This is a genomic window from Pantoea sp. X-Soil-MYKO-1785, assembly GCF_059730675.1.
Window position 1 is genome coordinate 2,795,402 of sequence record NZ_AP036000.1, and the last position, 15,616, is coordinate 2,811,017.

Genomic DNA, 15,616 nt, shown 5'->3' on the forward strand with positions numbered 1-15,616 from the left:
ATGTGCGACGCCGCTGCGTCGCGCCAGGTGAAGAACGAAGCGACGCGATTTCGGGACTGAACGATGAGTACACAGAGCGCAAACGTCCGCTGGCAATTATGGATAGTCGCCATCGGCTTTTTTATGCAGACGCTGGATACCACCATTGTTAACACCGCCATTCCGGCGATGGCGCACGATTTAGGCGTCAGTCCGCTGCACATGCACTCGGTAATTGTCTATTACGTGCTGACGGTGGCGGTCATGCTGCCGGTCAGCGGCTGGCTGGCAGACCGCTTCGGCGTGCGTAACATCTTCTTTAGCGCGATTGTGTTGTTCAGCCTCGGATCGCTGCTGTGCGCGCTCTCTACCACTCTCGACCAGCTGGTGCTGTCGCGGGTGGTGCAGGGCATTGGCGGCGCGATGATGGTGCCGGTCGGTCGCCTGACGGTGATGAAAATCGTGCCGCGCGAGCAGTACATGTCGGCGATGACCTTTGTCACGCTGCCGGGGCAGATCGGTCCGCTGCTGGGGCCGGCGCTGGGCGGCGTGCTGGTGGAGTACGCCAGCTGGCACTGGATTTTCCTGATCAATATTCCGGTCGGCATTGCCGGTGCCGTCGCCACCCTGATGCTGATGCCCAACTACGCGATGCAGACCCGACGATTCGACTTCACCGGCTTTATCCTGCTGGCGGCGGGCATGGCGACCTTAACCCTGGCGCTGGATGGTCAGCGCAGCAGTGGCGGCTCACCGTTGCTGCTCGGGGCGATGATCCTGATCGGCATGTTCTCGCTGCTGTTCTATCTGATGCATGCGCGCAGCAATGACAATGCGCTGTTCAGCCTGAAGCTGTTTGATAACCGCATCTATTCGATTGGCCTGCTCGGCAGCTTTACCGGCCGCATCGGCAGCGGCATGCTACCGTTTATGACGCCGATTTTCCTGCAGGTCGGCATGGGTTACAGCCCGTTTCACGCCGGGCTGATGATGATCCCGATGGTGCTCGGCAACATGGGGATGAAGCGCATTGTGGTGCGCATCGTTAACCTGTTTGGCTATCGCAACGTGCTGGTGGTTTCGACCATTGCACTGGCGCTGGTGGTGCTGCTGTTCCCGCTGGTGGCGATCATGGGCTGGGTCTGGCTGCTGCCGCTGGTGCTGTTTCTGCAGGGGATGGTCAACGCCATTCGCTTCTCCTCAATGAACACCCTGACGCTGAAAGAGTTGCCCGATGAACTCGCCTCCAGCGGCAATAGCCTGCTGTCGATGATTATGCAGCTGTCGATGAGTATCGGCGTGACGCTGGCGGGCTTACTGCTGGGTGCGTTTGCTCAGGATGCCGCCAGCGACAGCAGTGCGGAGCACCAGATGTTTATCTATGCCTATTTGTGCATGTCACTGATCATTATCCTGCCGGCGCTGGTGTTCTGGCGCGTGCCGCAGCAGGTGAGTAAAAACGTCGACTTACGACGCCGGAGAAAGTCATGAGGATTAACCTGCGCCTCGGCATTGGCGCCAAACTGTTTATGGCGATCTTCTCGACCTGCATGCTGATATTGATCACCATGCACTGGGGCGTCCGCCTGAGCTTTGAGCACGGCTTTGTTGACTACATTAAACGCGGCAATGAGCAGCGGTTAAGCCTGCTGAGTGACGCGCTGGCCGATCAGTATCAGCAGCACGGCAACTGGGATTTCCTGCGCCATAACGATCGGCTGGTGTTCAATATTCTGCGTTCGCTGGAGCAGAATCCCGACAGCAATAATCAGCTACCACCGCACGGCTGGCGCACCCAGTTCTGGATCCTCGATCAGCAATATAAAGTGATGGTCGGCCCGCGCTCACCGGTTCCGCCTGAGGGATCGCGGCGTAATATCACCACCAGCACCGGCAAAGTGGTGGGCTGGGTGATCGGCTCGCCGCCGGAGCGGCTGACGCGCAGCACCGACATCAACTTTGATCAACAGCAGCGACGCACCAGCTGGTATATCGTCGCGCTGTCGACGTTGCTGGCCGCGCTGGTCACCTGGCTGATGGCGCGCGGCCTGCTGGCACCGGTTAAACGACTGGTTGATGGGACCCATCATCTGGCAGCCGGTAATTTTGCCACCCGGGTTGAGGTGGGCAGTCAGGATGAACTCGGTCAGCTGGCCGGTGACTTCAACCTGCTGGCCAGTTCGCTGGAAAAAAATGAAAGCATGCGCCGCGCTTTTATGGCGGACATCTCGCACGAGCTGCGCACCCCGCTGGCCATTCTGCGCGGCGAGCTGGAGGCGATGCAGGATGGCGTGCGTAAACTGACGCCGGAAGCGATCGCCTCGCTGCAGAGCGAAGTGGTGGTGCTGACCAAGCTGGTGGACGATCTGCATCAGCTGTCGCTCTCCGATGAGGGTGCCCTCGCCTACCGCAAGCAGGCGACCGATCTGGTGCAGTTGCTGGAGGTAACCGCCGGCAGCTTTGCTGAACGCTATCGCGCCTACGGCTTAAGCCTGAAACTGAGCTTACCGGATGAAGCGCCGTTCTTTGGCGACCCTGACCGGCTGATGCAGCTGTTCACCAACCTGCTGGAAAACAGCCTGCGCTATACCGACAGCGGTGGCCGGGTCGAGGTCAAACTCTGGTATGAAGCCCCTTACTGGCGCATCGATCTGGAAGACAGCGCGCCCGGCGTTGACGGTGAACATCAGAGCCAGATTTTCGAACGCTTCTTCCGCACCGAAGGGTCGCGCAACCGCGCCAGCGGCGGGTCGGGACTGGGGCTGGCGATCTGTAAAAACATCGTTGACGCACACGGCGGGCGCATCGCTGCAGAGCACTCTGATTTAGGTGGACTGAAAATCGCGCTACACTTGCGCTACGTTCCCTCTGTGTAAGCGCTTATGAGCCAGGAAAACCACGACCCGCTGATTCTGGTGGTCGAAGACGAACCCAAACTGGCGCAGTTAATGATCGATTATCTGCACGCCTCGAACTATCGCACTCACCATATTGCCGATGGCAATGCGGTACTGGACTACGTTCGCCAGTCGCCGCCCGATCTGATGCTGCTGGATTTAATGCTGCCCGGCACCGACGGGCTGACGCTGTGCCGCGAGATCCGCCGTCATTCTGAACTGCCGATCATCATGGTTACCGCCCGTACTGAAGAGATTGATCGGCTGCTCGGGCTGGAGATCGGCGCAGATGACTACATCTGCAAGCCGTTCAGCCCGCGCGAAGTGGTGGCGCGGGTGAAAACCATTCTGCGGCGGGTTAAACGCGCCACCGAAGCGGTGCCGGACAGCTCGCTGCTGACGGTGGATGAGGGCCGTTTTGTCGCCAGCTGGCGCGATCGGCCGCTGGATCTGACGCCGGCGGAATTTCGCCTGCTGAAAACCCTGTCGCTGGAGCCGGGCAAAGTCTTTTCGCGCGAGCAGCTGCTCAACCACCTGTATGACGACTATCGGGTAGTGACCGATCGGACCATCGACAGCCACATTAAAAACCTGCGCCGCAAGCTGGAGAGCCTCGACAGTGAACAACCCTTTATCCGCGCCGTCTATGGAATGGGTTATCGCTGGGAAGCTGACGTCTGTCATTTGATCTAGTTTGATCCCGATCAATTTACTTCCGTTTTCTCCCTGCCTACAATTCCGCACCTTTAGCAGGGCCATCAACCGGCCCTGCCGCTGTCGCCTGAGGCGGCATACTGACCTGACATCAGTGAGAACCCGATGAAACCCGAACTGCTTTCCCCTGCCGGCACGCTGAAAAACATGCGTTACGCCTTCGCCTACGGTGCCGATGCGGTCTACGCTGGCCAGCCGCGCTACAGCCTGCGGGTGCGCAACAACGAATTCACCCATGAAAATCTCACCAAAGGGATCGATGAAGCGCACGCGCTGGGCAAAAAGTTTTATGTGGTGGTCAACATTGCACCGCATAACGCCAAGCTGAAAACCTTTATTCGTGATTTAACCCCGGTGGTGGCGATGCAGCCCGATGCGCTGATCATGTCCGATCCGGGCCTGATCATGCTGGTGCGGCAGGCCTTTCCGCAGATGCCGATTCATCTGTCGGTACAGGCTAACGCGGTTAACTGGGCGACGGTAAAATTCTGGCAGCAGATGGGGCTGAGTCGGGTGATTCTGTCGCGCGAACTGTCGCTGGAGGAGATTGCCGAAATCCGTCAGCAGGTGCCGGAGATGGAACTGGAGGTGTTTGTCCACGGCGCGCTCTGCATGGCCTATTCAGGTCGCTGCCTGCTCTCCGGCTACATGAATAAGCGCGATCCCAATCAGGGTACCTGCACCAACGCCTGCCGCTGGGAGTATAAGGTGGCAGAAGGCCAGCAGGATGACGTGGGTAACATCGTCGGTATTCACCAGCCGATCCCGGTGCAGGATGTGACACCAACCCTCGGCCTCGGTCAGCCAACGGATAAAGTCTTTCTGCTGGAAGAGAAGATGAAGCCGGGCGAAGTGATGAGCGCCTTTGAAGATGAGCACGGCACCTACATCATGAATTCCAAAGACCTGCGCGCGGTGGCGCACGTCGAGCGTCTCAGCCAGATGGGCGTTCATTCGCTGAAGATTGAAGGCCGCACCAAGTCCTACTATTACTGCGCCCGCACCGCGCAGGTTTATCGTCGGGCGATTGACGATGCCGCCGCCGGTAAACCTTTCGATCCTTCGCTGCTGGAGACGCTGGAAGGGCTGGCGCACCGTGGCTACACCGAAGGCTTTTTGCGTCGTCACACCCACGACAGCTACCAGAACTATCAGCAGGGCTTTTCGGTCTCCGATCGTCAGCAGTTTGTCGGTGAATTCACCGGAGAGCGACGGGATGCCTGGGCGGAAGTGGCGGTGAAAAACAAGTTTATGCTGCACGATACGCTGGAGATCATGACCCCGGCCGGGAATCTGCTGTGCCAGCTGGATGCGCTGCAAAACGGCCGCGGCGAGGCGATTGACGTTGCGCCGGGCGACGGCCACCGCGTCTGGCTGCGGGTGCCGGAAGAGGTTGATTTGCGCTTTGGGCTGCTGCTGCGCAACTTCGATCACGGTCAGGACACCCGCGATCCGCATGCAAATCGTTTACCATCTGAAACATTTTGACGAAGTTAGAACAGGATCACAGACCCCTGCGCGCCACTGCCTTATAGTCCCGCCTGCTGCTAACGAGTAACAATAATCAGCAGGTTATTACTGGAACCACCTCATTCACCCGCCCGGCTCCCCCGTGCGGGTTTTCTTTTTTCTCACTTTCGCCAATAATTTTCAGCTGTCAGCTGTGTTATAACCCCCCTTCTCACTCTGGTGATCTTCAAGGAACAGATAATGGATAAAAAATCGCTTACGCTGCTGATCCTGAATGGAAAAGGCGCAGGCAATGACGATCTGCGTGACGCGATCGGCTCGCTGCGTGAAGAAGGCTTTGATATCGCCGTGCGCGTGACCTTTGAAAAAGGTGATGGCGACCGCTACGTCAAAGAGGCGATTGCACTGCAGGCCGAGACCGTGGTCGCCGGCGGCGGTGACGGCACCATCAATGAAATCGCCACCGCGCTGGCGGCATCTGACGCAGCCCATCGACCGGTACTGGGCATTCTGCCGCTCGGCACCGCCAACGATTTCGCCACCAGCGTCGGCATTCCCGAAGAGATGGAACCGGCGCTGCGGCTGGCGATCCAGGGCAAAGCCAGCAGCATCGATCTGGCGCGGGTGAATCAGACTCACTACTTCATTAATATGGCGACCGGCGGTTTTGGCACCCGCATCACCACCGAAACGCCGGAAAAGCTCAAGTCCGCCCTCGGCGGCGTCTCCTACTTTATTCACGGTCTGATGCGGATGGATACCCTGAAGCCCGATACCTGTGAAATCAGCGGACCTGACTTTCAGTGGCAGGGCGATGCGCTGGTGATCGGCATCGGCAATGGCCGTCAGGCGGGCGGCGGACAGCGCCTCTGTCCGTCAGCGCTGATTAACGATGGACGGCTGGATGTCAGCATCGTTACCGCGCAGGAGCTGCTGCCAACCCTGCTGCATTCGCTGACCGGTGATGATGATAATCCGGGTATCGTCACCACCCAGCTGGAGTCGCTGACTATCCGTTCGCCGCATGAAATGACCTTTAACCTCGATGGCGAACCGCTGTCCGGCCGCGAGTTTGTGATTGAAGTGCTGGCGGGCGCGCTGAGCTGTCGCCTGCCGCCGCAGTGCCCATTGCTGGCCTGATACACAGACAAGGGGGCGAAAGCCCCTTTCTTTTGGCAAATGTAAATGCTTTGTGATTGCCTTCACAACTCTGCCCGGCCAACTTGTATGGTAGTATTAAAGCGCGTATTTTTTCATCATTGAATGCTGACTGAAGGCTACCAGGATGAAAATTGTTAACGCTGAAGTATTTGTGACCTGCGCAGGCAGAAACTTTGTCACCGTCAAAATCACCACCGATCAGGGCCTGACCGGGATTGGTGATGCCACGCTGAATGGCCGCGAATTACCGGTCGCCTCCTACCTGAAAGATCACGTTTGCCCGCAGCTGATTGGCCGCGATGCGCATCAAATCGAAGATATCTGGCAGTACTTCTATAAAGGCGCTTACTGGCGTCGCGGTCCGGTCACCATGTCAGCCATTTCGGCGGTGGATATGGCGCTGTGGGATATCAAAGGCAAAGCCGCCAACATGCCGGTTTATCAGCTGCTGGGCGGCGCGTCGCGCACCGGCGTCATGGTCTACTGTCACACCACCGGTCATTCGATTGATGAAGTGATGGACGACTACGCGAAGCACAAAGAGCTGGGATTCAAGGCGATTCGCGCCCAGTGCGGCGTGCCGGGCATGAAAACCACCTACGGCATGGCCAAAGGCAAAGGGCTGGCCTACGAGCCGGCGACCAAAGGCAACTGGCCGGAAGAGCAGCTCTGGTCGACCGAGAAATACCTCGATTTCACGCCAAAACTGTTCGCGGCGATCCGTGACAAATTTGGCTTCGATGAACATCTGCTGCACGACATGCACCACCGCCTGACGCCAATTGAAGCGGCGCGTTTCGGCAAGAGCGTGGAAGATTATCGCCTGTTCTGGATGGAAGATCCGACGCCGGCTGAGAACCAGGAGTGCTTCCGCCTGATCCGTCAGCACACCGTGACGCCAATTGCGGTCGGTGAAGTGTTTAACAGCATCTGGGACTGTAAGCAGCTGATTGAAGAGCAGCTGATTGACTACATCCGCACCACCATCACCCATGCGGGCGGTATTACCGGCATGCGCCGCATCGCCGATTTCGCCTCACTTTACCAGGTGCGCACCGGTTCACACGGCCCGTCCGATCTCTCACCCATCTGCATGGCGGCGGCGCTGCACTTCGATCTCTGGGTACCGAACTTCGGTGTGCAGGAGTACATGGGCTTCTCTGAGCAGATGATGGAGCTGTTCGAGGCGAACTGGACCTTCGATCAGGGCTACATGCATCCTGGCGATAAACCGGGTCTGGGCATTGAGTTCAACGAGAAGCTGGCTGCGAAATATCCCTATGAACCCGCCTATCTGCCGGTGGCCCGTCTGGAAGACGGTACGCTGTGGAACTGGTAAGGAGACCCTGATGAAAAGTGTGGTGATTGAACAACCGGGCGAGCTGGTGCTGGCTGAACGTCCTCTGCCGCAACCGACGGCCGGTGAAGTCCGGGTCAAAGTGGCCTATGCCAGCATCTGCGGTTCGGATGTGCATATCTGGCACGGCCACAACCCGTTTGCTAAATATCCGCGGGTGATTGGTCATGAGTTTTTCGGCGTGATTGATGCGCTGGGTGAAGGCGTCGATCCGGCCCGGCTGGGCGAGCGCGTGGCGGTCGATCCGGTGGTCAGCTGCGGTCACTGCTACCCCTGCTCGGTGGGTCGCCCCAACGTCTGTACCTCACTGCAGGTGATTGGCGTGCATCGCGACGGCGGCTTTAGCGAATATGCGCTGGCGCCGGCCAGCAACGCTTATCATCTGCCGGATGCGATCCCCGACCGGCTGGCCAGCCTGGTCGAGCCGTTCACCATCGCGGCTAACATCACCGCTTTCCTGCAGCCGCAACCGCAGGATGTGGCGCTGATTTACGGGGCCGGTCCGATGGGACTGACCGCCATCCAGGTGCTGAAGGGCGTTTACAACGTCAGAGAGGTGATGGTGGTGGATCGTCTGCCGGAACGGCTGGAGCTGGCGCAGCAGAACGGGGCCGATCGGCTGTTTAACAACAGCGAGATCCCGCTGGCGGCGCAGCTGGAAGGCATTCAGCCGACGCTGATTATCGACGCGGCCTGCCATCCCACCATTCTGGCAGAAGCGGCCGCCCTCGCCTCTCCGGCGGCGCGCATCGGTCTGCTGGGCTTTTCCGGCGAACCCTGCAGCATTACCCAGCAAAGTCTCACCAGTAAAGAGTTGTCGCTGTTTACCTCACGTCTCAACAGCCACCGCTTTCCGCAGGTGATTGACTGGATGGAAAAAGGGTTAATCCAGCCAGAGAAGCTGGTCACCCACTATTTCCCGTTGCAGGAGATTGAACGCGCCATGACGCTGTTCGAAAAAGATCCGCGCACCTGCTGCAAAGTGATCCTTCAAATGGGCTAATGCCCACTGAACACCAGGTGTCCTCAGCCGGTGCGTACCCGCCGGCTTATTACAAAGAGAAAACAGATCACGGAGTTTTTATGTTCAAGAATCTGCGCTGGACCCTCGTTTTGCTGTTGTTCCTGGTTTACATGATCAATTACCTCGATCGTGTTGCCTTATCACTGACGGTGCCGCTGGTAGAGAAAGATCTGGCGATCAATGCTGAGCAGTTCGGCATGATCTTTGGCAGCTTCTTCTTCGGCTACGCGCTGTTTAACTTCGTCGGCGGCCTCGCCACTGACCGCTTTGGCCCAAAAATCGTGCTGGCCGTCGCGGTAGGCGCCTGGTCGATTTTCTGCGGCATGACTGCGCTGGCGACCGGTTTCTGGTCGTTGCTGATCCTGCGCGTGCTGTTCGGCATGGCTGAAGGCCCGATCTGCGCCTCGGCGAATAAAGCGATCAACGGCTGGTTTCCCAAAAAACAGGCAGCCACCGCGATGGGCTTACTCAGCGCCGGTTCGCCACTGGGTGGCGCGGTTGCCGGTCCGATCATCGGTTATCTGGCGCTGGCGTACGGCTGGCGTCCGGCCTTCATCATCGTCTGCTGCATCGGTCTGGTGTGGATGACCTTCTGGCTGTTCTTTGCCGCGGATAACCCGGCGAAAAGCAAACGGGTCAGCGAAGAGGAACGTCTCTTAATTGAACGCCTGAAAGCGGCTAACCCTAACGATGAGGCCGATCTGTCAGAAACTGCCCATCCGTTTGGCTACTACCTGCGTCAGCCAATCATCCTGGTGACCGCCTTTGCCTTCTTCTGCTACAACTACATCCTGTTCTTCTTCCTGAGCTGGTTCCCGGCCTATCTGGTGCAGGCGCATGGTCTGGATATTAAGTCGATGAGCATTACCACAATGATCCCGTGGATTGTGGGTTTCGTCGGCCTGGCGCTGGGCGGCTGGATCTCCGATAAAATCTTTAACATCACCGGCAAACTGTTGTTGTCACGTAAAATTGTGCTGGTGGTCTCACTGCTGGCGGCGGCAATTTGTGTAGCGCTGGCAGGTACGATAAAAGAGGTGGTTCCTGCGGTGATGATGATGTCGGTTTCGATCTTCTTCCTCTACATTACCGGCGCGATCTACTGGGCGATTATCCAGGATGTGGTGCACAAGAGCCGCGTCGGCAGCATCAGCGGCTTTATCCACCTGGTCGGCAGCCTTTCCGGCATCATCGGCCCGATTGTGACCGGCTTTATCGTTCAGCACACCGGTAAGTTTGACAGCGCCTTTGTGCTGGCGGGCGCTGTTGCCGCACTGGGTGCCTTCCTGGTGCTGTTTGTGATCCGCAGCCCGAAGACCCAGGATAAGCCGGTTTCGGTGTAACCCTCATTACGCAACACGATCACTGATTTCGGGGCGCCTCGCGCCCCGTTTGCCATAAGGACGGACTATGTTACAGATCGATCGCCTGCCCGCTGAGATCCAGCGCCCTGCCTATGACCGGGCCCAGCTTAAAACCCGTATGGTACATATCGGCTTTGGTGCCTTTCACCGCGCGCATCAGGCGCTGTGCAGCGATAAGCTGGCCGCCGAACACGGCAGTGACTGGGGTTACTGCGAAGTGAACCTCAACAGCGGCGAACTGATTCAGGCGCTGCGTGAACAGCAGTTGCTCTATACCCTGACCGAAATGGCGAATGATTCGCTGCAGACCCGGGTGATCGGCGTGATTACTGCGGCGCTGCACGGCAAAGGCGACGGCATTGAGGCGGTGATTAACGCCATGTGTCAGCCCGAGGTGGCGATTGTTTCAATGACCGTGACTGAGAAAGGCTATTGCCATCAGCCAGCCAGCGGCAATCTGAACCCGGATCATCCCGATATCCTGCATGACCTCGACAATCCACAGACGCCGCGTTCGTTGCCAGGGCTGATTCTGGCTGCGATTAATCGCCGTCGGCAACTCGGTCTGCCGCCCTTCAGCGTGATGTCGTGTGACAACATGCCGGAGAATGGCCACGTCACCCGCAACGTGATTGTGCAGCTGGCGCAGCGCCAGGATGCGGCGCTGGCTGAGTACATTCAGCAACATGTCACTTTCCCCTCGACCATGGTTGACCGCATCGTGCCGGCCATGACCGAGGCAGCTTTTGACGCGCTGGCCGGGCGGCTCGGCTCCCGTGACCCGGTGGCGGTTGAAGCGGAACCGTTCTTTCAGTGGGTTATTGAAGATAACTTTGTCAGCGGTCGTCCGGCGTGGGAAAAGGCGGGTGCAGAGCTGGTCAGCGACGTCTTGCCGTATGAAGAGATGAAACTGCGGATGCTGAATGGCAGCCACTCGTTTCTCGCCTACCTCGGCTATCTTGCCGGTTATCAGCACATCAGCGACTGCATGGCCGATCCGCACTTCCGCGCCGCTGCCCGTTCACTGATGGTCGATGAGCAGGCTCCCACCTTGCGCACCCAGGGCGTGGACCTTGAAGCCTATGCCGATTCGCTGATCGCCCGCTACGAAAACCGCGCCATCAAACATCGTACCTGGCAAATCGCTACTGACGGATCGCAAAAGTTACCGCAGCGTCTGCTGGACAGTCTGCGCTGGCATCTGAGCAATAACAGCCGCTGTGAACTGCTGCTGCTCGGCGTGGCTGGCTGGATGCGCTATGTCGGGGGGACCGACGAACAAGGTCAGCCGATTGAGGTTCGCGATCCGCTGAAGACGACGCTGGCAGAATGCGTGGCCAGCAGCGAAGAAGGTGAAGCGCGCGTGCGTGCGCTACTCGGCCTGCGCCAGATCTTCGGCGACGACCTGGCAGGCAACGCCGATCTGGTCGCCCGGCTGACCGCCTGTTATCAGCAGCTGACTACCCAGGGTGCGCGTGCGACGGTGCAGCAGTACATGACCCGCGCCTGATGCTGTGATGACAAAGCACTGGCGCAGACGCAGCGTGCTGATTAGACTGACTCTTTCCCTTCGGGCTGGCACCAGCCAGCCGTAATATGGATATTGCTGCATGTCGATCGCCTATACCATTACCACCAGCGAACCGGTGAATCAGCAGATTTACCGGTTTTTGCGCAAAGATATCGTGACCTGTGTGATTCAGCCGGGTTCGCTGCTGTCGGAAAAAGAGGTCTCTGCGCGTTTTAACGTCTCACGCCAGCCGGTGCGCGAAGCGTTCATCAAGCTGGCCGAAGCCGGACTGGTACAGGTATTGCCGCAGCGCGGCACCTTTGTGCGTAAAATTTCCGCCAAACGGGTGGCGGACGGCCGTTTCATCCGTGAAGCGGTGGAGGTTTCCGTGGTGCGCCGTGCGGCGCTGGAAATTGGCGAGCCGGCGCTGATGATGCTGGAACACAACCTTCAGCTGCAACGCATGTCGGCTGAGCGGCATGACAGCCAGGCGTTTCTCAGCCTTGATGATGAGTTTCACCGGCTGATTGCCGAGAGTATTGATTGCAAGCTGGCGTGGGAAACCGTCGAGAACATCAAAGCAGCGATGGACCGGGTGCGTTTTCTCACCCTGAGTGAAGTTTCACCGCCGGAAAGCCTGATTGAGCAGCATGAGGAGATTTTTTCAGCGTTGAAACATCACGACGCAGACGCCGCCGAAGCCGCGATGCGCCGTCATTTGCAGGAGATGATTTTCTCAATAACCCCTATCGCCGAGCGCAACAGCGCCTGGTTTGAAGCACCCTGACACGGTAATGTGCCGTCCCGCCGCCTCAGCGCGGGATGGCGCATCTACCGCTACCACCACTGATGAAAATGGTGCACCGGCCCGATTCCCGTACCGACCTCCAGTGTATCCGCCTGTAACAACGCCTGCTGCAGCCAGGCTTTCGCTTCGGTGATCGTATCAGCCCAGTCGGCGTGACGCGGACGCAACGCCGCCAGCGCCGCTGACAGCGTGCAGCCGGTGCCGTGAGTATGACGGGTATTGACCCGCGCGGTGCTGAACCGCTGCTGGCCCGACGGGGTGATCAGCCAGTCCGGGCTGTTATCAGCCGTCAGGTGACCGCCCTTGATCAATACTGCCTGACATCCCGCCGCCAGCAACGCCTCGCCCTGCGCCCGCATCTGCGCTTCGCTCTCCGCCACCGCGCACCCCAGCAACGCTGCTGCTTCCGGCAGATTCGGCGTAATCAGCGACACCTGCGGTAACAGCAGTTCGCGGACGCTGGCAATGGCATCGGCGGATAACAGCGGATCGCCGCTTTTCGCCACCATCACCGTATCCAGCACCACGAAAGGAATTGCGCTGCGTTTCAGCCGCGCCGCAACCTGCCCGACGATGGCGGTTTCCGACAACATGCCAATTTTAGCGCTGTCGATGCGCACATCGTCCAGCACCGAGTCGAGCTGGGCGGCCACAAAGTCTGCATCAATCCGGTAGACCGACTGAACGCCACGGGTATTTTGCGCCACCAGCGCGGTGATCACGCTGGTGCCATACGCGCCCAGCGCTGAAAAGGTTTTCAAATCAGCCTGAATCCCTGCCCCGCCGCTGGGATCGGTCCCGGCGATGGTCAGTGCATTAATGCGTTTCATGGTCAACCTCCAGCGTCCAGAGCGCATCAAGAAACGCTGTGGCAAAACTGCCGGGGCCGGCTGAGCTTGCCGCCGCCTGTTCACCGGCCCGCGCCATCACCTGACAGGCACTGGCAACGTTGAGCAGCCGATCGCCGCTCAGACTGCTGAAGCCGGCTACCACCGCCGACAGCGCACAGCCGGTGCCGACCACCCGCGTCATTAACGGGCTGCCGCCGCGAATGGCAAAGGTGCGCTGGCCGTCGGTGGCGTAGTCTACTTCGCCGGTCACAATCACCAGCGTTTGATAGTCGCGGGCCAGCTGCCGGGCAGCCTCCAGCGCTGCATCCGCCTGATGCAGGCTATCCACTCCGCGTCCGCCGCTGGCCTGTTGCGCCAGCGCCATGATCTCTGACGCGTTACCGCGGATCACCGCCGGCTGCTGGCTCAGCAGCCGCTGGCAGAAAGTGGTGCGCAGCGTCAGTGCGCCGACCGCCACCGGGTCCAGTGTCCAGGGCGTTCCCGCCTGCCTGGCGGCCATGACTGCCGCCTGCATCGCCTGCTGGCGCTCAACGGTCAGCGTTCCGACGTTTATCAGTAAGGCATCGGCAAAGCCGCTGAACTGCGCGGCTTCCTCCGCATCAATCACCATCGCTGGCGAAGCGTTGAGCGACAGCAGCACATTGGCGGTGAAGTTTTGTACCACGTCGTTGGTCATGCAGTGCACCAGCGGTGACTGACGGCGGAAACGGTGCAGAATGGGCGCGAATTGCGCAGCAGAAAGGTGTTGAGATTGATGTGTCATCATAGCTCCCAACCGGCGAACAAGAAGGCGAATGCGGTCAGGCATCAGACTTCCCTACGCTGGCATTATCCAGTTCAGGTAATACGGGTATTTCTCAGCCCTCTCCGTATGGAAAGCGGCACCCCGAGTCGTGTTACAGCCTGCAGCATAAGGAGGTGGCGCCGCGAAAGCAAGCCACAGCCACGTCACCCATCCTCGCGCCGCTGACACTTCGCATGATCCTGATCAATTCTCGCTACGGCAAAAACAGGCTTAATGCTGCGGGCCATAAAACTACCTCTTTTGAGGTAGCCATTTAAGCCAGAGCACAGGTGCTGCCCATCGCGGCATCGGGTTCCGCCCATAAGCGGTAGCCAGCCATAATAATTAGCCTGCGTAGAGCATCGCCGAAAAAACACCTCATTTCATGGAGTTAAACCACTCCAGGAGCGGAACTTCATACTATTCAGGATGTATGATGCGATTGTCAGCGCTTATTCCACACCGTCATCGATGGCAGGACATTATTATCGAACGCCGTGGCGCTATCGCGCCAAACGGCAGATACTATCTTTCCACCTATATTTCCGCCCGCTGTCTGCGCTGCGGCGAAACAATTCATCGTGTTTATTATCGGGATATCAGCGATCAACAGGCGCGCCGCTGGCTGGGATAGCGGCCCTGACGGCGAGCGGCTCAGACACAGTTAAAGTTAACAGTTAGTTAGCAATTTGTTAGTCTGGTAACTAATCATCGTCTGATCAGACTCTCTCTATGCCACTGCTGTTTGAAAGCTTAAGTCATCAAATCTATCTGTCCGCACCGCTGTTTATTCTTATCCTGCTGGGCTACGGCCTGACGCGATTGGGTAAATGGCCCGCCAGCATCAGCGAAGGGATGAACCGCTTCGTGTTCAACGTCGCGCTGCCCTGCATGCTGTTTGGCGTGATGAGCCATTTCTACCAGAGCCCGCCGGTTGACGCGCGGCTGCTGCTGGCCTTTTTTGGCAGCTGCCTGCTGGTGTTTATCGTCGGCCGGATAGTGGCAAAACGGCTGTTTAAGCTGGATGGCGTTGCTGGCTCGGTCTTCGCGCTGGGCGGCATCTTTTCCAATAACGTGATGCTCGGCATTCCGGTGGCGACGGTGCTGCTGGGGCCAGCGTCCCTGCCCTCGGTGGCGCTGGTGCTGGTGTTTAACAGCCTGATCCTCTGGACCCTGCTGACAATCTCGGTTGAGTGGGCGAAACAGGGCAGCTTCTCGCTGCAGGGGCTGGGACGCACCGCGATCGGCGTGCTGAAGAATCCGCTGATTATTGGCATTCTCAGCGGTACCGGCTGGAGCTTTTTGCAGCGTCCGCTGCCGCTGCTGGCCGCGGAACCGCTGCGGATGCTGGGATCGATCGCCGCCCCGCTGTCGCTGGTTACTCTTGGCATGAGCCTCGCTCATTACCGGGTGCGGGAAGGACTGAAAGAGAGTTATACCCTCTGCCTGCTCAAGCTGGTGCTGCAACCGATGACGGTGTGGGCCATCGCCTGGCTGACCGGCCTGCCGCCGCTGGAGAGTAAAGTGGTGGTGCTGCTGGGATCGATGGCGGTCGGGGTCAACGTCTACCTGATGTCGCAGAAGTTTAATGTGATTACCGGCCCGGCCGCTGCCAGCATGCTGTTTTCGACGCTGTTTGCTGCGGTGACCACGCCGCTGTGGATGATGCTGATGACGCTGGCGGGATATTAAAAAAA

14 protein-coding genes and 1 riboswitch are annotated in these 15,616 nt (G+C 58.7%); of the genes, 12 read left to right on the top strand and 2 right to left on the bottom strand.

Going from position 1 to position 15,616, the window contains the following annotated elements:
- Positions 1–63: 63 nt before the first annotated feature.
- The 10 genes from AC6I8D_RS13380 to AC6I8D_RS13425 all read left to right on the top strand — a co-directional run bounded on the left by AC6I8D_RS13380 (position 64) and on the right by AC6I8D_RS13425 (position 12,263).
- Entirely contained in the window at positions 64–1,470 is a 1,407-nt protein-coding gene (locus AC6I8D_RS13380; protein ID WP_312055468.1) for an MFS transporter, read from the top strand.
- Positions 1,467–2,855 carry an envelope stress sensor histidine kinase BaeS gene (gene baeS / locus AC6I8D_RS13385; RefSeq protein ID WP_312760289.1) on the top strand — a complete coding sequence of 463 codons (1,389 nt, stop codon included), beginning with the start codon at positions 1,467–1,469 and terminating at the stop codon, positions 2,853–2,855. Before AC6I8D_RS13380 ends, baeS begins: the two co-directional genes overlap by 4 nt.
- A 6-nt stretch (positions 2,856–2,861) precedes the next feature.
- Complete coding sequence (gene baeR, locus AC6I8D_RS13390; RefSeq protein WP_031377173.1) at positions 2,862–3,569, top strand: envelope stress response regulator BaeR; 708 nt, start codon at positions 2,862–2,864, stop codon at positions 3,567–3,569.
- Positions 3,570–3,695: 126 nt separating this feature from the next.
- Positions 3,696–5,078 carry a prephenate-dependent tRNA uridine(34) hydroxylase TrhP gene (trhP, locus tag AC6I8D_RS13395; RefSeq protein ID WP_497820338.1) on the top strand — a complete coding sequence of 461 codons (1,383 nt, stop codon included), beginning with the start codon at positions 3,696–3,698 and terminating at the stop codon, positions 5,076–5,078.
- Positions 5,079–5,300: 222 nt separating this feature from the next.
- Entirely contained in the window at positions 5,301–6,200 is a 900-nt protein-coding gene (gene yegS / locus AC6I8D_RS13400) for a lipid kinase YegS (RefSeq protein WP_312055465.1), read from the top strand.
- A gap of 145 nt (positions 6,201–6,345) precedes the next feature.
- Positions 6,346–7,560, top strand: coding sequence for a D-mannonate dehydratase ManD (gene manD / locus AC6I8D_RS13405; RefSeq protein WP_031377175.1), 1,215 nt, complete (start codon positions 6,346–6,348; stop codon positions 7,558–7,560).
- Between the two features lie 10 nt (positions 7,561–7,570).
- Complete coding sequence (locus tag AC6I8D_RS13410; RefSeq protein ID WP_031377176.1) at positions 7,571–8,581, top strand: Zn-dependent oxidoreductase; 1,011 nt, start codon at positions 7,571–7,573, stop codon at positions 8,579–8,581.
- Between the two features lie 80 nt (positions 8,582–8,661).
- Entirely contained in the window at positions 8,662–9,945 is a 1,284-nt protein-coding gene (locus AC6I8D_RS13415; protein ID WP_031377177.1) for an MFS transporter, read from the top strand.
- 67 nt (positions 9,946–10,012) lie between these two features.
- Complete coding sequence (locus tag AC6I8D_RS13420) at positions 10,013–11,476, top strand: mannitol dehydrogenase family protein (RefSeq protein WP_497820339.1); 1,464 nt, start codon at positions 10,013–10,015, stop codon at positions 11,474–11,476.
- Between the two features lie 100 nt (positions 11,477–11,576).
- Positions 11,577–12,263: a GntR family transcriptional regulator gene (locus tag AC6I8D_RS13425; protein WP_312055462.1), complete on the top strand. Its 687-nt coding sequence runs from the start codon at positions 11,577–11,579 to the stop codon at positions 12,261–12,263.
- Between the two features lie 50 nt (positions 12,264–12,313).
- Here AC6I8D_RS13425 and thiD read toward each other — a convergent pair whose 3' ends face one another.
- Both thiD and thiM read right to left on the bottom strand, forming a co-directional pair.
- On the bottom strand, positions 12,314–13,114 hold the full coding sequence (thiD, locus tag AC6I8D_RS13430; RefSeq protein ID WP_312760300.1) for a bifunctional hydroxymethylpyrimidine kinase/phosphomethylpyrimidine kinase: 801 nt from the start codon (positions 13,112–13,114) through the stop codon (positions 12,314–12,316).
- Positions 13,101–13,898, bottom strand: coding sequence for a hydroxyethylthiazole kinase (gene thiM / locus AC6I8D_RS13435; protein ID WP_497820685.1), 798 nt, complete (start codon positions 13,896–13,898; stop codon positions 13,101–13,103). Before thiM ends, thiD begins: the two co-directional genes overlap by 14 nt.
- Before the next feature lie 34 nt (positions 13,899–13,932).
- Positions 13,933–14,034: riboswitch (TPP riboswitch) on the bottom strand.
- A gap of 321 nt (positions 14,035–14,355) precedes the next feature.
- Here thiM and AC6I8D_RS13440 point away from each other — a divergent pair.
- Together AC6I8D_RS13440 and AC6I8D_RS13445 are read left to right on the top strand one after the other, a co-directional pair.
- A complete protein-coding gene (locus AC6I8D_RS13440) occupies positions 14,356–14,553 on the top strand; it encodes a hypothetical protein (protein WP_312055507.1) in 198 nt (65 codons plus the stop codon).
- A 98-nt stretch (positions 14,554–14,651) separates the two neighbouring features.
- On the top strand, positions 14,652–15,611 hold the full coding sequence (locus AC6I8D_RS13445; RefSeq protein ID WP_312055460.1) for an AEC family transporter: 960 nt from the start codon (positions 14,652–14,654) through the stop codon (positions 15,609–15,611).
- Positions 15,612–15,616: the final 5 nt, after the last annotated feature.